The organism is Streptomyces sp. NPDC047049, from assembly GCF_040643995.1.
In the GTDB taxonomy this organism is placed as follows: Bacteria; Actinomycetota; Actinomycetes; order Streptomycetales; family Streptomycetaceae; genus Streptomyces; species Streptomyces mooreae.
The window spans coordinates 527,155-546,452 of record NZ_JBEYVM010000003.1 but is presented as its reverse complement, the minus strand read 5'-3'; the positions used below and the strand labels follow the sequence as shown (position 1 = coordinate 546,452).

Below are 19,298 nucleotides of genomic sequence, written 5' to 3'. Positions count from 1 at the left end.
CCTACGAGGCCTCCTCCCGGTAGGCCGTCGCCTCCTCCAGGTCCAGCCTGCGCAGCAGCGTCCGCAGCATCTCGTCATCGATCCGGCCGGCGTCCCGCAGCTGGACGAACACCCGCCGCTCGGTGTCGATCATCTCGCGGGCCAGCCGCCGGTAGGTCTCATCGACGGACTCCCCGGTCACCTCGTTGACCGCGCCCAGCCGCTCCCACACGGAGTTGCGGCGCCGCTCCATGATCGTGCGCAATCGGTCGGCAAGCGGTCCGGGCAGGGCGTTGCGCTCGTCCCGCAGGAGCTCATCCAGCCGCTCCTCGGCGGCCCGCGAGGCCTCGTTCTGCGCCTGCGCCTCGGCAAGCGTCTCCCTCTGGGGGTCCGGTCCCGGCAGCTTCAGCGCGCGGATCAGCGGGGGCAGCGTCAGCCCCTGGACGACCAGGGTGGCGATGACGGTGGTGAAGGTCAGGAAGAGCACGAGGTTGCGGGCCGGGAAGGACCCGCCGCCGGGCACGGTGGCGGGGAGGGAGAACGCAATGGCCAGCGACACCACGCCGCGCATCCCCGCCCAGCCGACCACGACCGGCGACTTCCAGTTGGTCTCCGGCTCCCGGGCCCGGATCCGGGCCGACAGGGCGCGCGGCAGATAGGTCCCGGGAAAGACCCACACGAAGCGTGCCAGGACCACGACGAGGAACATCACGGCCGCGTACCAGAGCGCCTGCGCCGCGCTGAACTCCCCCAGCCCGCGCAGCACGACCCGCAGTTGCAGCCCGATCAGTGCGAAGACTGCGGACTCCAGGAGGAAGGAGACCATCTTCCACACGGCGGCCTCCTGGAGCCGGGTCTCGAAGTCGACCTGCCAGGAGCGGTGCCCCAGGTAGAGGCCGACCACGACGACGGCGAGCACCCCGGAGGCGTGCAGCTGCTCGGCCGCCGCGTAGGCGAAGAACGGGATGAGCAGCGAGAGGGTGTTCTCCAGCAGCGCCGACTCGCGCAGCCGGACGCGCAGCCAGTGCAGCGGCACCATCAGGACGACGCCGGTCCCGATGCCGCCCAGTGAGGCGACGGCGAACTCCTTGATCCCGTCGCCCCAGGTCGCGCCGGCCCCGAGGGCCGCGGCCAGCAGCACCTTGTAGGCGGTGATCGCGGTGGCGTCGTTGAACAGCGATTCGCCCTGCAGGATCGTGGTGATCCGGTGCGGCAGCCCGAGCCTGCGGGCGATGGCGGTGGCCGCGACGGCGTCCGGCGGGGCGACGACCGCCCCCAGCACGAGCGCGGCGGTCAGCGGCAGTCCCGGGATGACGAGGTACGCCACAGAGCCGACCACCAGCGTCGCGAACAGGACATAGCCGACCGACAGCAGCGCCACCGGCCGCAGATTGGCCCGCAGATCCAGGTACGAACTCTCCAGCGCCGCGGTGTGCAGCAGCGGGGGCAGCACCAGCGGCAGCACGATGTGCGGATCGAGGGTGTAGTCCGGGATGCCCGGGATGTAGGACGCCGCGAGCCCCGCGGTGACCAGCAGCAGCGGCGCGGGGACAGGGGTACGGCGTGCCAGCCCGGCGACCGCCGCGCTCCCCGCGACCAGCAAAAACAGCGGCATCACTGCCATCGGACCCGTCCCGTCCCCGAACCCTTCGCCACCCGTCCCGGCGATCTAACCTGGCCATCATGAGCGAGTGCACGCATGTTCCCGAACTGCCGCGCCCCGGACCGTCCGCGCTGAGCGCCACCTGCCTGGAGTGCCTGGCCGCCGGCAGCCATCCCGTACAGCTGCGGAAGTGCCTGGTCTGCGGCCATGTCGGCTGCTGCGATTCGTCGCCGTACCGGCACGCCACCCGGCACTTCGAGGAGACCGGTCACCCCGTGATGCGGACGCTCGAACCGGGCGAGTCCTGGCGCTGGTGCTTCGCCGACCAGACGCTGGTGTGAAGCGTCCAAGGACCCCTTAGCCTTCACCCATGATCCGCGAAGCGACCCCCGACGACGTCCCCGTCATCCTGGCCATGATCGGCGAGCTGGCGGCGTACGAGCGCGAGCCCGAGGCCGCGCAGGCCACCGAGCCCCAGCTGAAGGAGGCCCTGTTCGGGCCGCAGCCGGCCGCCTTCGCGCTGATCGCGGAGGACGGCGGCGCCCCGGTCGGCTTCGCCCTGTGGTTCCGGAACTTCTCGACGTGGACGGGCACGCACGGTGTCTACCTGGAGGACCTGTACGTCCGCCCCGAGGCGCGCGGCGGCGGGCACGGCAAGGCACTGCTCGCGGCCCTCGCGGAGATCTGCGTGGCCCGCGGATACGAGCGTTTCGAGTGGTCAGTCCTGGATTGGAATGAACCGTCCATCGGTTTTTACCGGTCGATCGGTGCTCAGCCCATGGACGAATGGACGGTCTTCCGGCTCACTGGAGAGGCACTGCACAACCTTGCGGGCACCTCGCGTGTCAACGGAGCGTAATCGGCATCGATTTGACAGTGCACACCCCTAGCCACTGTCCGTACCCGTGGCTTTACAATCAGTGACAGTGAGGGCGCCGGGCGGACCGGGGCCGGATCGCGCCGGACGGCAGCCGCGCACCTTCCGGGCGACACCGGCCCGCGGATCGCGATAGCGTCACAGCCGAACCATGTGCTGCACCGGATCGTTCTCCTTTCACCCGAGGGGAGAAAGACCCGGCAGGAAATATCCCGAACAACGCGAATATCGCGCATTTCCAGCTCAACCAGCTTGTGCCACCTTGGAGGTGAGGGTGTCCCAGATCGCAGGCGAGCCCGGGACTCAGGACTTCGTGGAAGTCCGTCTGCCCGCTGCGGGTGCCTACCTGTCCGTGCTGCGTACGGCCACGGCCGGACTCGCAGCCCGCTTGGACTTCACCCTCGACGAGATCGAGGATCTGCGCATCGCGGTCGACGAGGCGTGCGCGATCCTGCTGCAACAGGCCGTCCCCGGCAGTGTGCTGAGCTGCGTCTTCCGCCTCATCGACGACGCACTGCAGGTGACCGTGTCGGCCCCGACAACCGACGGTCGCGCCCCCGAGCGCGACACGTTCGCCTGGACGGTGCTCTCCGCACTGGCCGGCAAGGTCGATTCCACGGTCGCCGAGGACCGAACGGTCACCATCAGTCTGTACAAGGAGCGCGGCGCCGGTCCCGGACCGTCATGACCGAACAGGGGGCCCCGTGAAAGATCTCGAACGCGGCGGGCGGATGGCGTCCAGTGCGACCATCCCCGAGCAGCAGGCCCGGCCGCATCCGGTGGGAGTGGACGACCACGGCGGCCGGTTGGATGCGGCGGAGCAGGCAGAGCGGGCGGACCACATGGAGCAGAGCGAGCAGCCGGGGCAGCAGGCGCATCAGCACGATGCGCCGGCCCCCGAACACCAGCTGCAGGATCACCAGCATGCGCAGGAGCCGCACGACCGCAGCGGCGCCCGGGCGCTGTTCTACGAGCTGCGCACGCTGCCCGACGGCTCCCCGGAGCGCGCCGAGCTGCGCAACACCCTCGTGCGGATGCACCTCCCGCTCGTCGAGCATCTGGCCCGGCGCTTCCGCAACCGTGGTGAGCCGCTGGACGATCTGACCCAGGTCGCCACCATCGGCCTGATCAAGTCCGTGGACCGCTTCGACCCGGACCGCGGCGTGGAGTTCTCCACGTACGCCACCCCCACCGTCGTCGGCGAGATCAAACGGCACTTCCGCGACAAGGGCTGGGCGGTCCGCGTCCCGCGCCGCCTCCAGGAGCTGCGGCTGTCGCTGACCACCGCGACCGCCGAGCTGTCCCAGCGGCACGGCCGCGCGCCCACCGTCCACGAGCTGGCCGAGCATCTGGCGATCTCCGAGGAGGAGGTCCTGGAAGGGCTGGAGTCGGCGAACGCCTACAGCACTCTCTCCCTGGACGTCCCGGACACCGACGACGAGTCCCCGGCCGTCGCCGACACCCTCGGCGCGGAGGACGAGGCGCTGGAGGGCGTGGAGTACCGCGAATCCCTCAAGCCGCTGCTGGAGGACCTGCCCCCGCGCGAGAAGAAGATCCTGCTGCTGCGCTTCTTCGGCAATATGACCCAGTCGCAGATCGCCCAGGAGGTCGGCATCTCCCAGATGCACGTCTCCCGCCTTCTGGCCCGCACCCTCGCCCAGCTGCGCGACAAGCTGCTCGTCGAGGAGTGAACGGGGTCTGCGAAGGACCGATCGGGACGGGCGGGGCTCTCACGGGCTCCGCCCGCCGTGCGTCCGGGCCCGGTTCTTCCCGCCGGTTCTTCCCGTCGGGCCCCGGACTCCCGTGTCAGGCCCGGCAGCCTCGCATCAGGCCTATGGCCCTCGCATCAGGCCGGCGACCCCCGCGTCAGGCCCGGTCCCACCCACGCCAGGCCCGCCCGTCCGGACGGGCGGCACACGGGATGATCCTCAGGGCGTCTCCCGCGGCCCGATGCCCAGTGCCTCGGTGGCCGTCGGATTGACCAGCAGGACGAGCACCACCACCGCGGCCACGGCCAGTCCGATACCGGCCGCGATCAGCGCACCCCCGCCGTGGACCAGCGTCCAGGCCACCGGCAGCGCCACGATCTGAGTGATCAGTGAGGGGCCCCGGCTCCAGCGGCGGCGCAGCCACAGCCCCCGCGCGGCCACCAGCGGCAGGACCGCGAGCGCCAGGACCGTCAGCCCGCCCATTTCCGCCTGCTGCGGACTGTCCGGCGAACCGGCGAGACCCATGAACAGCATGTACCCGCCGAGGGCCGCCAGCGCGAGCCCTTCGACCGCGGTGAGCGCCGCCGCGGCGCTCAGCCGGGCGGGCCGCGGGCCGGTCGGCTCGGGCGCGGTGGGGGCGCCGGCGGCTCGGGACACGGACTGCTTCTGCTGACTGCTCACCCCAGCAGGGTAGCGCCGGCGCCCCGGCCGCCGGGGCGGCCCCGGAGCCGGACGGGACGCATGGCCGGTACCAGCAGGTAGGTACGCTGCTCCATATGCGCGCACTCCTCGTGGTCAATCCGGCAGCAACCACCACCAGTGCCCGCACCCGTGAGGTGCTCGCCCACGCGCTCGCCAGCGACCTCAAGCTGGAGGTCGCGCAGACGCAGTACCGCGGGCACGCCCGTGATCTCGCCCGGCAGGCCACCGAGAGCGGGCAGATCGACCTGGTGGTGGCGCTCGGCGGCGACGGCACGGTCAACGAGGTCGTCAACGGCCTGCTGGCCAACGGCCCCGATCCGGACTCCCATCCCCGGCTGGCCGTCGTCCCCGGCGGCTCCACCAATGTCTTCGCCCGCGCGCTGGGGCTGCCCAATGACGTCGTGGAGGCAACCGGCGCGCTGCTGGACGCGCTGCGCGACGGCACCGAGCGCACCATCGGCCTGGGGCTGGCCGCGGGCACACCGGGGACCGAGGACGAGGGCGTGCCGGAGCGCTGGTTCACCTTCTGCGCCGGCTTCGGTTTCGACGCGGGCGTCGTCGGCCGGGTCGAGCAGCAGCGCGAACGCGGCAAGCGTTCGACCCACGCCCTGTACGTGCGACAGGTCGTACGGCAGTTCCTGGGCGAGGCGAACCGCCGGCGAGGCATCATCACCCTCGAACGTCCTGGCGGCACCGAGGGCACCGTGGAGCGCGACGAGAACCTGGCACTGGCCATAATCTGCAACACCGCTCCGTGGTCCTACCTGGGCAACCGGCCGATCTACCCGTCCCCGGACGCGTCGTTCGATGCGGGCCTGGATCTGTTCGCACTGAGCAAGCTCTCCCCGCCCGCTGTGACCCGATATGTCACCCAGTTGCTGGCGTCCACACCCGAGCGCGGCCCCCGGGGCAAGCACGCACTCTCACTTCACGACCTCACGAACTTCACCTTGCATTCGCAGGTCCCCCTGCCGTTCCAGATGGACGGTGACCACCTGGGACTGCGTACGAGTGTGACGTTCACAGGCGTTCGCCGTGCACTGCGTGTGATTGTGTGAGCAGTAGGGCCTAAAGTCCTTTCACTCGAACGTTTAGACTGGTTTCCACCCCCTGGAATGACGGCTGTGAGCTAGGCGACACCAAGGAATCAAAAAAAAGTTTCCGGAAGGGGTTGTATCCGCAGCCGAGGTTTGCGAGTCTCTTCATGGCGATCGGGACGGCCGCTTTACCGGCCCCCTTGAGAGCCCGAATCCCCCTCCTCATTCCACAGGACCGCACCAGTGCGCAACTGGAGTTCGGCCCTTTGCTTGCGGAGGGATTCGTGAAAGCGTTCACATTCACAAGCACAATCCCGTCACACGAGGAGATGGAGCAGCCATGGACTGGCGTCACCGCGCCGTTTGCCGCGAAGAAGACCCCGAGCTCTTCTTCCCCATCGGCAACACCGGTCCTGCGCTCCTGCAGATCGAGGAAGCCAAGGCCGTCTGCCGCCGCTGCCCCGTCATGGAGCAGTGCCTGCAGTGGGCGCTCGAGTCCGGCCAGGACTCCGGCGTCTGGGGTGGTCTGAGCGAGGACGAGCGCCGCGCCATGAAGCGCCGTGCCGCTCGTAACCGGGCGCGCAACGCCAGCGCCTGAGCCAGTAGCCCCGTGGCCCCCGAGCCGCAGCGCGCAGTACCCCCGATGCACCTCCGGAGCTCACCGGCCCGGTCGTAATCGCATCGCAATAGCTTTGAGCCCCGGACCGGATGGGTCCGGGGCTTGCTGCTGTCCGGGGCCGGGCGGCGGCAGCGAACCCGTCGGCCGCCACCCGGTCTCAGTGCTGCTTCTCGGCGCGTACCGGTACGTCGAGGATGACCTGGGTACCGCGCTCGGGCGCCCGCACCATGTCGAACTTTCCGCCCAACTCCCCTTCCACCAGGGTCCGTACGATCTGCAGCCCCAGGTTTCCGGCGCGATGCGGATCGAAGCCCTCGGGCAGGCCGCGGCCGTTGTCCTGGACGGTGACCAGCAGCCGGGGCTCGGTCCGGCTGCCGCCGCGCACCGCGCCGACCTCGACCGTGCCGTGCTCCACCTGGTCGAAGGCGTGCTCCAGGGCGTTCTGCAGCACCTCGGTGAGCACCATCGACAGCGGGGTGGCCACCTCGGCGTCCAGGATGCCGAAGCGCCCGGTGCGGCGGGTGGTCACCTTGCCCGGGGAGATCTCCGCGACCATGGCCAGCACCCGGTCCGCGATCTCGTCGAACTCGACCCGCTCGTCGAGGGTCTGGGACAGCGTCTCGTGCACGATCGCGATCGAACCGACCCTGCGCACGGCCTCGTTGAGGGCGTCGCGGCCCTGCGCGGAATCCATCCGGCGCGACTGCAGCCGCAAGAGCGCGGCGACCGTCTGCAAATTGTTCTTCACCCGGTGGTGGATTTCCCGGATGGTGGCGTCCTTGGTGATCAGTTCCCGTTCGCGACGTCTCAGTTCGGTCACATCACGCAGCAAAACCAGAGAACCACTGTGCGTTCCCTTGGGTTTGAGCGGAATGGCGCGCAATTGAATGACGCCTTCGTCCCCTTCGACCTCGAATTCCCTGGGGGCCCAGCCACTGGCGAGCTTGACCAGCGCCTCGTCCACCGGGCCGCGGGCGGGCGCCAGTTCGGCGGTGGTCTGGCCGAGGTGGTGGCCCACGAGGTCGGCCGCGAGGCCGAGCCGGTGGTAGGCGGAGAGCGCATTGGGGCTGGCGTACTGGACGACGCCGTCCGCGTCGAGCCGGATCAGTCCATCGCCGGCCCGTGGCGAGGCGTCCATGTCGACCTGCTGGCCGGGGAAGGGAAACGTTCCAGCAGCGATCATCTGGGCGAGGTCGGACGCGCTCTGCAGGTAGGTGAGCTCCAGCCGGCTGGGGGTGCGCACGGTCAGCAGATTGGTGTTGCGGGCGATCACACCGAGGACCCGGCCCTCGCGGCGCACCGGGATGGACTCGACGCGTACCGGCACCTCCTCGCGCCACTCCGGGTCGCCCTCCCGCACGATCCGTCCCTCGTCCAGGGCGGAATCGAGCATGGGGCGGCGGCCACGGGGAACGAGATGGCCGAGCATGTCGTCCTGGTAGGAGGTGGGGCCCGTATTGGGCCGCATCTGGGCGACCGATACGTAGCGGGTGCCGTCGAGGGTGGGAACCCACAGCACGAGATCGGCGAAGGAGAGGTCGGAGAGCAGCTGCCACTCCGAGACCAGCAGATGGAGCCACTCGAGGTCGGTGTCGCTCAGAGCGGTGTGCTGGCGTACGAGATCGTTCATGGAGGGCACGTCTTGGAGCCTACCGGCGTACGGTGTACCTGTTGTCTCTGCATGGGCATGGACAAGTGAGAATGGTCTAGTCCAGAATTCAGCAAAAGGCCTCCGCTCTCCCCGCACAGGAGGGCGGAACGAGGCCGAAGCGCTCTCTGCCCTGACTGCGCCGAGGCCTCCGATCGACCGGTCCCTGGACGGGGCCGTGCCCCTACCGCACACAGGGGCACCTTCCGCCCGCAAGGCGGGGCCGGCCGATGTCAGCTCCGGGCTGCGGTGCCGGACAGGTTGAGGGTCCTGTCCCGGCGCCGCGGCCCGCGGGTGTTTTCGGGGGCGTGCCGGAGCGGTGTCGGCCCTCCTTCGCCCCTCGCTCCTCGCCCCGTGCCGGGCTTTCAGCGGGCGGTGCCGCTCGCCGGCCCGGAGCCTGCTCCCTTGCCCTCCCCCTCCTTCTTCCCAGTCCCTGACCCCCGTCCCGCCGCCGGCCACGCCCGCAACGCCAGCTCGGCGATCGCTTCCAGCTCCGTGCGCTCCGCACCGTCGCGCGCCTGCTGGGACATGCCCTGGATCACCGCGTAGACGTAGGCGGCCAACGCATCCGCGTCGGTGCCGGGGGGAAGCTCACCGGAGGCGATGTCCGCCCGGACGGCGCGGGCGATCTGCCGGACGTTCGACTGCCGCATCTCCCGCAGCAGACCGGCGACTTCACTGGACGCGGGCGCGGTGTTCAGGGCGGCGCTGACGACGAGACAGCCGCGGGGGCGGCCCGGGAGGGTGTACTCGACCGCGGCCTCGCGCAGCGCCCGTTCGACACCCCGGCGGGCGGTCGGTTCCTCGGCCACCGCGCGGTTGAGGAAGCCTCCGTAGCGCCGCCGGTACTCGGCCACGACCTCGTCGAACAGGGCCCGCTTGTCGCCGAAGGCGGCGTAGAGGCTGGGGGCGCTGATGCCCATGACGCGGGTCAGGTCGGAGATCGAGGTGGCCTCGTAGCCCTGCTCCCAGAAGGACCGGACCGCCTGCTCCAGGGCCGTCTCCCGGTCGAAGGACCGGGGCCGGCCGCGCCGCTTCACCGCCTCGGCCGGGTGGGTCTGCGGCGTCGTGCGGGGCTCCTCGGTCGTCATGACGGAATTCTATAGCGGTCGGTACGGAAGCGTGCTACGGTTTTTTTGTAGCGACCGATATATAAATGGATCGGCGTGAAGGCGCCGCGTCTGCCCGGCGAGATGGCCGGCAGGTGCGCGCACCCACGGAGCTTCGCGTGCGATCAGGGAGGGGCAGCGCCATGGCGGCACTCAGCGGCAGGACGGCACTGGTGACGGGCGGCAGCAGGGGGATCGGCCGGGCGATCTCGGAGCGGCTGGCCCGGGACGGCGCGCGCGTCGGGGTGCATTACGGCCGGGACGAGGCAGCGGCAAAGGAGACGGTGGCGGGCATCGAGGCAGCGGGTGGACAGGCCTTCACCGTCCGGGCGCCGCTGGGCCGGCCCGGCGGGGCCGAGGCGCTGTGGGCGGCCTTCGGCCCGCAGGCCGACGGCCTCGACATCCTGGTCAACAATGTCGGCACGGCCGGCAGGCGGGAGCGGATAGCCCAGGTCACCGAGACGGATTTCGACGATCTCTTCGCGGTCAACACCAAGGCGCCGTTCTTCCTCACCCAGCTCGGCCTGAACCGGCTGCGGGACGGCGGCCGGATCATCAACACCTCGACGGGCCAGACGCGCGGGAGGGCCAAGACCGAGCTGATCGCTTACGCCATGTCGAAGGGGGCGATCGATGTCTTCACCCGGACCCTGGCCAAGGAGCTGGGCCCGCGCGGCATCACGGTCAACGCCGTTGCCCCCGGAGCGGTCGACACGGAGATGAACGCGAGCTGGCTGCGCGGCGAGGCGAACGCCGAGGCGCAGGCGGCGGTCCGGGCGATGTCCCCGCTGGGCCGGATAGCGGACGCCACCGATATCGGCGACATCGTGGCCTTCCTGGCCTCGGACGACAGCCGCTGGGTGACGGGCCAGTGCATCGAAGCGACGGGAGGGGCGCTGCTCTGAGGGCACCCGGCGGGGCCGTACGGCGGCCGCCCGCCACGGACGACAGGCGGCCGGCGCGTCATCACCCCGACGGGGAAATGTGCCCCTTCGTTTCGGAAGCGCCGCCGGGTCCGGAGGTCTCCGCTCTGCTAGATTGGTCTATACCACATGGACCATTCTCCAGAACGGCAGGCCAAGCGTGGAAGTTGTCATCGTTCCGGACGCCACGGCAGGCGGCGAGCTGATCGCGGGGGCCCTCGCCGCCCTGCTGCGCCGTAAGCCCGACGCGCTGCTCGGTGTGGCCACCGGCTCTACCCCGTTGCCCATTTACGAGGCGCTGGCGGCGCAGGTCCGGGCCGGCGCGGTGGACGCGTCCCGGGCGCGCATCTGCCAGCTCGACGAATATGTCGGCCTGCCGGCCGGGCACCCCGAGTCCTACCGTTCGGTGGTCCTGCGCGAGGTGGTCCGGCCGCTCGGCCTCGGCGAGGACTCGTTCATGGGGCCCGAGGGGTCGGCCGAGGACGTCCAGGCGGCCTGCGAGGCGTATGACCGTGCGCTGCGTGAGGCCGGCGGTGTCGATCTCCAGCTGCTCGGTATCGGCACGGACGGGCACATCGGCTTCAACGAGCCGTGCTCGTCGCTCGCTTCGCGCACCCGTATCAAGACGCTGACCCAGCAGACCCGGGCGGACAATGCCCGGTTCTTCGACAGCCTGGACGAGGTACCCCACCACGTCATCACCCAGGGCATCGGCACCATCCTGGAGGCCCGCCATCTGGTGCTGCTCGCCACCGGCGAGGGCAAGGCCGACGCCGTGGCACGTGCCGTCGAGGGACCGGTCGCCGCGCTGGTCCCGGCTTCGGCGCTGCAGCTCCACCCGCACGCCACGGTCGTCGTGGACGAGGCCGCGGCCACCGAGCTGAAGCTCGCCGGCTACTTCCGCGCCACCTACGCGGCGAAGCCGGAATGGCAGGGCCTGTAGAAGCCGGACCGGCGGGCGCGGGCAGGCTCACTCCCCGCTCGACGGCCCCCGGAGGCCGGTGAGGATTTCGGCGGCGGCGCGGCCGCAGACGCGGGCGGCGCCGTGGGTGGCGAGGTGCGGGGCGCCCCGGGGCGGGGCCTGGGGGACGCCCATTTCGACGACCGCGGTGTCGGGGCGGGCGTCGAGGAGGATGCGCAGCGCGTCGGCCATCCACGGGTGGCGGTGGACGTCCCGCACCACCGCGACGACGCGGCGGTCCCCGGCCGCCGTGAGCAGACCGCCGATCAGCGCGGCGGGGCCGGCCGCGGCGGCGGACTCGGCGGTGCAGGTGGTGGTCTCGGTGCCCGGGAGCAGCCGGGTCAGTTCGGCGGCGACGCCCCAGGGGGTGTCGTCCCCCACGGCGATATTGGCGAGCGGGGTGAAGGCGGCGACATACGCGGGCGCGGTCAGGGGCTCGTACGGGCCGTCGGCGGTGAGACGCAGGGCACGCCGGGCCGCGGTGAGACCGATCCCGGGCGCGGGCGCGGCCCCCTGACCCGCACTCGCGCTCCGGGTCCAGCACGCCAGGGCCCGTACCCGTGCCGCGGCGTCGGCCAGCCGGCTCTCCGGCAGCTCGCCGTCGCGCACCGCCCGCACCAAGGCGTCACGCAACCGCAGCACGGTGTCCTCGTCCGCCAGTCCGCCGCCCACGCACAGGGCGTCGGCACCGGCCGCGAGGGCCAGCACACTGCCGCGTTCGAGGCCGTAGGCCGCGGAGATGGCCTGCATCTCCATCCCGTCGGTGACGATCAGCCCGTCGAAGCCGAGGCCGCCCTCGGCGACGGGGGCGCGCAGCAGACCGTGCAGCGCGGCCCGGCTGAGGGTGGCGGGGCGGTCGGCGTCCAGGGCGGGCAGCAGGATGTGGGCGCTCATCACCGCCCGGGTGCCGGCGGCGATGGCGGCGCGGAACGGCACCAGTTCCCGCCCGCGGAGGGTGGCCAGATCGGCGGCGACGCGCGGCAGATCGTGGTGGGAGTCGACCGCGGTGTCGCCGTGGCCGGGGAAGTGCTTGGTGCAGGCGGCGACCCCGGTGGACTGCAGTCCCTCGACGTAGGCGGCGGTGTGCCGGGCGACCAGGTGCGGGTCGGCGCCGAAGGAGCGGACGCCGATGACCGGGTTGGCGGGGTTGGAGTTGACGTCGGCGGAGGGGGCCCAGTTGAGGTTGACACCGCAGTCGGCCAGCCGTCGGCCGAGTTCCCGGGCGACCTCGCGGGTCAGGGCGGTGTCGTCGACGGCGCCGAGCGCATGGTTGCCGGGGAAGGAGGAGCCGCCGCGCACCTCCAGCCGGGTGACATCGCCCCCTTCCTCGTCGATCGCGACGAGAAGGTCCTCCCGCTCGGCACGCAGCCGGTCGGTCAGGACGGCGAGTTGCGCGGGGTCGGCGACGTTGCGGCCGAAGAGGCCGACCGAGGCCAGCCCCTCGCCGAGCCGGCGCAGCAGCCAGTCGGGGGCGGTGGTGCCGGTGAAGCCCGGCTGGAGGACGGCGAGTGCATCGCGGGTGAGGGTGTCGGTGGAGCGTACCGGGCGTGCGGAGCCCGCAAAAGAGGTCATGTGCGGCGTTATCCCTTCACTGCGCCGGAGGTGAGACCGCCGACCGCCTTGCGTTGCAGGAACAGGAAGAGGACCAGGATCGGGACGGCGAAGATCGAGGCCGCGGCCATCGTGGCACCCCAGTCGTCCCCGAACTGGCTCTGGAAACGCGAGAGCCACAACGGCAGGGTGCCCATGGCCGGTTCCTTGTTGAGGACCAGCACGAGCGGGAATTCGTTCCAGGCGGTGATGAAGCCGAAGAGCGAGGTGGCCATCAGGCCGGGTGCCAGCAGCGGGAAGACCACCTTGCCGAACGCCTGACGGCGTGAGCAGCCGTCGACCATCGCGGACTCCTCCAGCTCCTTGGGTACCGCGGCGACATAGCCACGGAGCGTCAGCAGGGTGAAGGGCAGCACCATCAGCAGGTAGAAGCAGGTGAGCGGCAGCAGGCTGTTGAGCAGGTCTGCGTCCCGGACGATCATGTAGATGGAGATCACCATGACCTCCCAGGGCGCCATCTGGGCGATCATGAAGGTCAGCAGGATGCCCCGGCGGCCCCGGAAGCGCATCCGGGTGAGGGCGAACGCCCCGCAGAGCGCGATCACCAGCGACAGGCCGACGGCGAGGACGGTCACCACCACCGAGTTCCGGGCCAGCGCCCAGAAGTCGGGGGCGTTCACCGCTGCCGCGAAGTGCTCGGCGGTGCCGTGGAAGGGGAACCACACGGGGTCTTCGGTGACGATGTCGCGGGTCGGTTTGAAGGCCGTGCTGAACATCCAGTAGACGGGGAAGGCGAAGCCGAGGGCGAGCACGAGCGCCGTGGCGTTGGGCCAGAGGCGGCGGACCGCCAGGGAAGCGGTGTGCTTCACAGCGCGTTCTCCTCGTGTCGTTCCTGCCGGAGCGTCAGACGCAGGTAGTGGGCGGTCACGGCCAGCAGCACCACGATCGTCAGCAGGGAGATCGCGGCGCCCATGCCGAAGTGGAGGTTGCCGACGCCCTCGGTGAAGGCGTAGATCGGCAGCGTCTCGGTGAGCCGGTCGGGGCCGCCCTCGTTGATCGCGAAGATCTGCGGGAATGCCTTGAAGACCCAGATGATCTCCAGGAACGTCGTGGCCAGGAAGAAGGGCCGGAGGAAGGGGAAGGTGACGGAGGTGAAGACCTGCCAGGTGCCGGCGCCGTCCATCCGGGCCGCTTCGTAGAGCTCCCTGGGGATGGTCGTGGTGGCGGCGTAGAGGTTCAGGGCGACGAAGGGCAGCGACTGCCAGACGATCAGTACGGTGATCACGGAGAAGGTCGACAGCTGGGTACCGACCCAGTCGTAGTGGGCCATGGCGTGCCAGCCGGCCTTGTCCAGCAGCCAGTTGACGACGCCGTAGCGGGAGTCGAAGAGCCACTGGAAGACGGTGGTGGCGGCGATCACCGGCATGGCCCAGGCCAGCACCAGCGCGAGGGACAGCGTCAGGCGCATCTTCTTGCCGAGCCGGGCCAGCAGCAGTCCGATCAGCACCCCGAGGACCATGATCAGGACGACATTGACCGCGGTGAAGACCAGGGTGCGCAGGGTGACCCGCCAGAACTGCTCGCTGCCCAGGATCTCTTGGTAGTTACCGGTCCCGCGCCAGTCGGTGAGGTGCTGGATCAGCTCCTTCATATTGAGGTTCTGGAAGGAGAGCAGAAGGTTGCGCACCATGGGCCAGCCCAGGAAGACCGCGGTGGCGAGGAGGGCGGGCAGCAACAGGAGATACGGAGCGGGACGGGCGGGAGACCGAGGGGCAGGGCGGGCGGGAGGACGACGGGAGGGACGGGCGGGAGGGCGAGGGGCGCGGCGGGCGGACGGACCAGGGGTGCCGGTTCCCGTCCGCCGGATGCCCGGGCCGCGCCGTGCGGGCGGGGCGCTTCCCCCGCCGGTTGGCGGCACGGCGCTTCCCGCCGCGTCGTCGAGCTGCGCTGTCATGGGCCCCTGCTCCCCCTCGTCCGTGACACCTCGGTGCTCCTGCTGCCGCGCTTGCGCCCGCGGGGCCGTGGAAGGGCGGCCCGCGGACCGCCACCGGTTACGGCCGGGCGAGCCGTGCGTTGATCTCGGATTCCACGTCCTTGGCGGCATTGGCCGGGGACTTACCGCCGAGCACGGCCGTCATATAGCTCTTGATCGGGTTCGGCAGGTTCTCCACCGCGGCCCACTGGGGAATCAGCGGAGTGGTGCCGCCGGACTTCTCCGCGGCGGGCGCCGCGGCCGCGGCGGCCCGATTCTGCCGTGCGACGCCGGCCAGATCGGCGGACTTCGGGGTCCAGCCGGCTTCCTTGACCATCTGTCCGTCGTTCTGCTTCGACAGGGCGACCTTCAGGAATTCCTTGGCGAGTTCCTGTTTCTTTCCCATTCCGGCGACGGCGAAGTTGGAGCCGCCGAGGAATACGCCTTCCGGCTTGGCCGCGGTCTCACCCGGGATGGTGAAGAATCCGATGTCATTCTTGATGTCCGGGTTGGCCTTGACGGCAACGGCGGCCTCGTAGCCCATGGCGATGACGGCGCCGGTCTTCCCCTTGGCGAAGATCTCACCCTGCTGCGGGGTGGCCTCGTCCTTGTTCTTGGGAGCGGTGCTGAAGGCCTGGTACTGCCGGTAGATGTCCATGGCCCGCGAGACCTTGGGGTCGCCGAGGTTGGAGACCCACTTGCCGCCCTGCTTCTTCACCAGCTCGGCGCCGGTGCCGAGGGTCAGGCCGTCGAGGAAGTACCAGTTCTGGCCGGGGAGGTACAGCGGCTCGGCGCCGGTCTTCTCCTTGATGGTGGCAAAGGCCCGGAAGAGCTCCTTGCGCGTCCTGGGAATTCCCTTGAGTCCGGCCTCGGCCCAGATTTTCTTGTTGTACATCACCACGCGGTTTCCGGCGAACCACGGCAGCGCGTACTGCTTCCCGTCCACCAGCGAGGCTTTGTTGAAGGCGTCGTTCCAGTCGGAGCCGATCTCCTTCTTCAGGTCGCCGAGATCGGCCAGGGCTCCGGCCTTGGCATAGGCGGCGGTCTGGGTGTTGCCGATTTCGACGACATCGGGCGGGGTGTCCTCGGAAAGGGCGGTGCTCAGCTTCTGCTGAATGCCGTTCCACTGCTGGACCTTGAACTCGACGGTGGCGCCGGTCTTCTTCTTGAACTGCTCGGAGACCTGTTCGGTCCACTGCGCCGGATTCGAACCGCTCATCACCCAAACGGTCAGCTTCTTCCCCTTGAAGCCCCCGGCACCCGCCGCGCCGCCGCCACCGGCCCCACAGGCGGCAACGCTCCCCAGCATTCCCACGACCGCCGTCGCCGCTATGAGCCCACGCTTCATTGCGTTCTCCCCCCAAGACCGGGTGTGGTCTTTAATGGTTTAGACCAGCGCTCGCAGCTTGGCCTAGACCTTTTGGGGAGTCAAGGGTGTATAAGAGTCGCTGTCAGGTCCGTTACCGGACCGACACCTGACGAGCGGGGACCTGCACGGGAGCGCGGGAACCCACCCGTGCCACGATGTGAGCCGCTACGTACGGAGGAGCCGGTGACGGCAGCGCGACAGGAGTCGGAGAGGCGGGTCATGGAGACGGACGGGGGCAACGGTGCCGAGAGCGGCGGCGGCACGCGGACCGCGCGGGTACCCAAGTACTACCGCCTGAAGCGACACTTGCTGGAGATCACCGAGACCCTGCCGCCCGGCACCCCGGTCCCGCCCGAGCGCACCCTCGCCGCGGAGTTCGACACCTCGCGCACGACGGTGCGTCAGGCCCTCCAGGAGCTGGTCGTCGAGGGGCGGCTGGAACGCATCCAGGGCAAGGGCACCTTCGTCGCCAAGCCCAAGGTGTCCCAGGCGCTGCAACTGACCTCCTATACGGAGGACATGCGGGCCCAGGGCCTGGAGCCGGCCTCCCAGCTGCTGGACATCGGCTATGTCACCGCCGACGACCGGCTCGCCGGCCTGCTGGACATCGCCACCGGCGGCCGGGTGCTGCGCATCGAGCGGCTGCGGCTGGCCAGCGGCGAGCCGATGGCCATCGAGATCACCCATCTGTCGGCGAAGCGCTTTCCGGCGCTGCGCCGCAACCTCGTCAAGTACACCTCCCTCTACACCGCGCTGGCCGAGGTGTACGACGTCCGCCTGGCGGAGGCCGAGGAGACCATCGAGACCTCGCTGGCCACACCGCGCGAGGCCGGTCTGCTGGGCACGGATGTCGGTCTGCCGATGCTGATGCTCTCCCGGCACTCGCTCGACGCCCAGGGGCAGCCGGTGGAGTGGGTGCGCTCGGTCTACCGGGGCGACCGCTACAAGTTCGTCGCCCGGCTGCGCCGCCCCACGGACTGAGCGCCGCGCGGGAGGGCCGCTCCATGGGCGGCTCCATGGGCCGGCCCTCCTGATGGCCGGTCCGCCACCCCCGAGACCCCGGAGGATGCGGCGTGCCCCTCGCCGCCACGCCTCACCTCCGCTGCGACGATTCCTCCCCAACCGGTACGAACCAGGCCATTAACCGCCTCACACGGCTGTCCGCAGGTGGATTCTCCATACCGATATGCGGACAGCTAGTGACGCGCGCCACGCCCCTGCCATAGATTTCCAGGCATTTCACAGGAGACAGCCACAGCCCAGGGGACGGAGCCATGGCCATGACACAGTCAGCCGAAACACCGGATCGCAGACAGGTGGTCACCCCCACGCGCGTGGTGGCCGGGGTCTGCCTGATCGCTCCGTTCGTGGCGATGCTGTGGGTGAGCTCGTACGCCAAAATCGAGCCCAAGCTCATCGGGATCCCGTTCTTCTACTGGTACCAGATGGCGTGGGTGCTGGTCTCGACGGCGCTCACCACGATCGCGTACAAGCTCGTGCAGCGTGAGCAGCGCGCCCGGAAGGGCGGTGCGGCCCAGTGACTGTCACCACGACCGCGATGGGCACCTCCGAGGTGCTTGCTGCTTCCTCCGCCAAGGGCATCGACGGCGTGGCACTCGCCGTCTTCGTCTTCTTCTTCCTGGCCGTGACGGTCATGGGCTTCCTGGCCGCCCGCTGGCGCAAGGCCGAGCAGTCCGCCAACCTCGACGAATGGGGGCTGGGCGGCCGCAGTTTCGGCACCTGGGTGACGTGGTTCCTGCTGGGCGGTGACCTCTACACCGCGTACACCTTCGTGGCCGTCCCGGCGGCGATCTACGCGGCGGGGGCGTCCGGCTTCTTCGCCGTCCCGTACACGATCCTGGTCTACCCCCTCATCTTCACCTTCCTCCCCCGCCTGTGGTCGGTCTCGCACAAGCACGGCTACGTCACCACCTCCGACTTCGTGCGCGGCCGCTTCGGATCCAAGGGCCTGTCGCTGGCTGTGGCGCTCACCGGCATCCTCGCCACGATGCCGTACATCGCCCTCCAACTCGTCGGCATCCAGGCCGTCCTGGACGTGATGGGCATCGGCGGCGGCGAGCACACCAACTGGTTCGTCAAGGACCTGCCGCTGCTGATCGCGTTCGCCGTGCTGGCCGCGTACACCTACTCCTCGGGGCTGCGGGCGCCGGCGCTGATCGCGTTCGTCAAGGACGGGCTGATCTACCTCGTGATCGCCGTGGCGATCATCTACATCCCGATCAAGCTCGGCGGCTTCGACGCGATCTTCGACTCGGCCGGCAAGGCGCTCGCCCAGCCCGGCCCGGTCCCCGGCAAACCGCGGGGCGAACTGATCAGCAGCGCCAACAACCAATGGGCGTATGCGACATTGGCCCTCGGCTCGGCCCTGGCGCTGTTCATGTACCCGCACTCGATCACCGCGACGCTGTCCTCGCGCAGCCGCAATGTGATCCGGCGCAACACCACCATCCTGCCGCTGTACTCCCTGATGCTGGGCCTGCTGGCGCTGCTCGGCTTCATGGCCGTCAAGGCCGGCACGGACATCCAGGGCAACCCGCAGCTGGCCATCCCGCAGCTCTTCGAGGACATGTTCCCGAGCTGGTTCACCGGCGTGGCGTTCGCCGCGATCGGCATCGGCGCGCTGGTGCCCGCGGCCATCATGTCCATCGCCGCGGCCAACCTGTTCACCCGCAACGTCTACAAGGACTTCCTCAAGCAGGACGCCACGCCCGAGCAGGAGCACAAGGTCGCCAAGCTGGTCTCGCTGCTGGTGAAGGTGGGCGCGCTGGTCTTCGTCCTCACCATGGACAAGACCGTCGCGATCAACTTCCAGCTGCTGGGCGGGATCTGGATCCTGCAGACCATGCCGTCGCTGGTCGGCGGGCTGTTCACCCGCTGGTTCCACCGCTGGGCGCTGCTGACCGGCTGGGCGGTCGGCATGCTCTACGGCACGCTCGCCGCCTACGGCGTGGCCAGCCCGACCCAGAAGCACTTCGGCGGCTCCAGCACGGAGATCCCCGGCATCGGCGAGATCGGCTACATCGGCCTCACCGCCTTCGTCCTGAACGTCGTGGTCACGGTCGTCCTGACCTTCGCCCTGAAGGCCGCGGGCGCCCCCGACGGCATCGACGAGACCAGCCCCGCCGACTACACGGCGGACGCCGGTGACAAGGGCGTCACCGTCGAACTGCCGCCGGCCACCGCAGGGGCACCGGCCGGGCACTGAGCCACCCGCTGCC

19 protein-coding genes are annotated in these 19,298 nt (G+C 70.0%); 11 read left to right on the top strand and 8 right to left on the bottom strand.

Annotation, left to right across the window (positions count from 1 at the left end; all coding sequences use genetic code 11):
- Position 1: 1 nt before the first annotated feature.
- Positions 2-1,603: a Na+/H+ antiporter gene (locus ABZ851_RS10390; RefSeq protein WP_361124606.1), complete on the bottom strand. Its 1,602-nt coding sequence runs from the start codon at positions 1,601-1,603 to the stop codon at positions 2-4.
- A 59-nt stretch (positions 1,604-1,662) separates the two neighbouring features.
- Between ABZ851_RS10390 and ABZ851_RS10385 the strand changes: the two genes are divergently transcribed.
- From ABZ851_RS10385 to ABZ851_RS10370, 4 genes are all read left to right on the top strand, one after another.
- Positions 1,663-1,923 carry a UBP-type zinc finger domain-containing protein gene (locus ABZ851_RS10385; protein ID WP_336051138.1) on the top strand — a complete coding sequence of 87 codons (261 nt, stop codon included), beginning with the start codon at positions 1,663-1,665 and terminating at the stop codon, positions 1,921-1,923.
- 29 nt (positions 1,924-1,952) lie between these two features.
- Positions 1,953-2,441 (top strand): GNAT family N-acetyltransferase, encoded by a 489-nt coding sequence (locus ABZ851_RS10380; RefSeq protein ID WP_336051139.1) that lies wholly within the window; start codon positions 1,953-1,955, stop codon positions 2,439-2,441.
- A gap of 292 nt (positions 2,442-2,733) precedes the next feature.
- Positions 2,734-3,147, top strand: coding sequence for an anti-sigma factor (locus tag ABZ851_RS10375; RefSeq protein WP_003985353.1), 414 nt, complete (start codon positions 2,734-2,736; stop codon positions 3,145-3,147).
- A 43-nt stretch (positions 3,148-3,190) separates the two neighbouring features.
- Positions 3,191-4,150 carry an RNA polymerase sigma factor SigF gene (locus tag ABZ851_RS10370; protein WP_336051211.1) on the top strand — a complete coding sequence of 320 codons (960 nt, stop codon included), beginning with the start codon at positions 3,191-3,193 and terminating at the stop codon, positions 4,148-4,150.
- A gap of 237 nt (positions 4,151-4,387) precedes the next feature.
- On the opposite strand, the gene ABZ851_RS10365 is transcribed toward ABZ851_RS10370, so the two are convergent.
- Complete coding sequence (locus ABZ851_RS10365) at positions 4,388-4,849, bottom strand: hypothetical protein (protein WP_361124603.1); 462 nt, start codon at positions 4,847-4,849, stop codon at positions 4,388-4,390.
- 95 nt (positions 4,850-4,944) lie between these two features.
- Between ABZ851_RS10365 and ABZ851_RS10360 the strand changes: the two genes are divergently transcribed.
- Together ABZ851_RS10360 and ABZ851_RS10355 are read left to right on the top strand one after the other, a co-directional pair.
- The gene (locus ABZ851_RS10360; protein WP_361124601.1) at positions 4,945-5,928 is read left to right on the top strand and encodes a diacylglycerol kinase family protein; all 984 of its coding nucleotides are present in this window, start codon (positions 4,945-4,947) and stop codon (positions 5,926-5,928) included.
- A gap of 319 nt (positions 5,929-6,247) precedes the next feature.
- Entirely contained in the window at positions 6,248-6,505 is a 258-nt protein-coding gene (locus tag ABZ851_RS10355; RefSeq protein WP_003983230.1) for a WhiB family transcriptional regulator, read from the top strand.
- Between the two features lie 178 nt (positions 6,506-6,683).
- Here the strand turns inward: ABZ851_RS10355 and ABZ851_RS10350 are convergent, their stop codons facing one another.
- On the bottom strand, positions 6,684-8,156 hold the full coding sequence (locus ABZ851_RS10350; protein WP_361124952.1) for a PAS domain-containing sensor histidine kinase: 1,473 nt from the start codon (positions 8,154-8,156) through the stop codon (positions 6,684-6,686).
- A gap of 383 nt (positions 8,157-8,539) precedes the next feature.
- Entirely contained in the window at positions 8,540-9,265 is a 726-nt protein-coding gene (locus ABZ851_RS10345; RefSeq protein ID WP_361124599.1) for a TetR/AcrR family transcriptional regulator, read from the bottom strand.
- 161 nt (positions 9,266-9,426) lie between these two features.
- Between ABZ851_RS10345 and ABZ851_RS10340 the strand changes: the two genes are divergently transcribed.
- Both ABZ851_RS10340 and nagB read left to right on the top strand, forming a co-directional pair.
- Positions 9,427-10,188: an SDR family oxidoreductase gene (locus ABZ851_RS10340; RefSeq protein ID WP_361124597.1), complete on the top strand. Its 762-nt coding sequence runs from the start codon at positions 9,427-9,429 to the stop codon at positions 10,186-10,188.
- 178 nt (positions 10,189-10,366) lie between these two features.
- Positions 10,367-11,149: a glucosamine-6-phosphate deaminase gene (gene nagB / locus ABZ851_RS10335; RefSeq protein ID WP_361124595.1), complete on the top strand. Its 783-nt coding sequence runs from the start codon at positions 10,367-10,369 to the stop codon at positions 11,147-11,149.
- A gap of 27 nt (positions 11,150-11,176) precedes the next feature.
- Here nagB and ABZ851_RS10330 read toward each other — a convergent pair whose 3' ends face one another.
- From ABZ851_RS10330 to ABZ851_RS10315, 4 genes are all read right to left on the bottom strand, one after another.
- Positions 11,177-12,739 carry a glycoside hydrolase family 3 protein gene (locus tag ABZ851_RS10330; protein ID WP_361124593.1) on the bottom strand — a complete coding sequence of 521 codons (1,563 nt, stop codon included), beginning with the start codon at positions 12,737-12,739 and terminating at the stop codon, positions 11,177-11,179.
- A gap of 8 nt (positions 12,740-12,747) precedes the next feature.
- Complete coding sequence (locus ABZ851_RS10325) at positions 12,748-13,587, bottom strand: carbohydrate ABC transporter permease (protein ID WP_361124591.1); 840 nt, start codon at positions 13,585-13,587, stop codon at positions 12,748-12,750.
- Positions 13,584-14,672, bottom strand: a complete 1,089-nt coding sequence (locus tag ABZ851_RS10320; protein WP_361124589.1) for a sugar ABC transporter permease — start codon at positions 14,670-14,672, stop codon at positions 13,584-13,586. Before ABZ851_RS10320 ends, ABZ851_RS10325 begins: the two co-directional genes overlap by 4 nt.
- A 97-nt stretch (positions 14,673-14,769) precedes the next feature.
- A complete protein-coding gene (locus ABZ851_RS10315) occupies positions 14,770-16,038 on the bottom strand; it encodes an extracellular solute-binding protein (RefSeq protein ID WP_361124587.1) in 1,269 nt (422 codons plus the stop codon).
- Positions 16,039-16,278: 240 nt separating this feature from the next.
- On the opposite strand from ABZ851_RS10315, the gene ABZ851_RS10310 reads away from it, so the two are divergent.
- From ABZ851_RS10310 to mctP, 3 genes are all read left to right on the top strand, one after another.
- Complete coding sequence (locus ABZ851_RS10310; RefSeq protein ID WP_088799881.1) at positions 16,279-17,040, top strand: GntR family transcriptional regulator; 762 nt, start codon at positions 16,279-16,281, stop codon at positions 17,038-17,040.
- A 299-nt stretch (positions 17,041-17,339) separates the two neighbouring features.
- Positions 17,340-17,600, top strand: a complete 261-nt coding sequence (locus ABZ851_RS10305) for a DUF3311 domain-containing protein (RefSeq protein ID WP_336051156.1) — start codon at positions 17,340-17,342, stop codon at positions 17,598-17,600.
- A gap of 59 nt (positions 17,601-17,659) precedes the next feature.
- Positions 17,660-19,285 carry a monocarboxylate uptake permease MctP gene (mctP, locus tag ABZ851_RS10300; protein WP_361124950.1) on the top strand — a complete coding sequence of 542 codons (1,626 nt, stop codon included), beginning with the start codon at positions 17,660-17,662 and terminating at the stop codon, positions 19,283-19,285.
- The last annotated feature ends 13 nt before the right edge of the window (positions 19,286-19,298 follow it).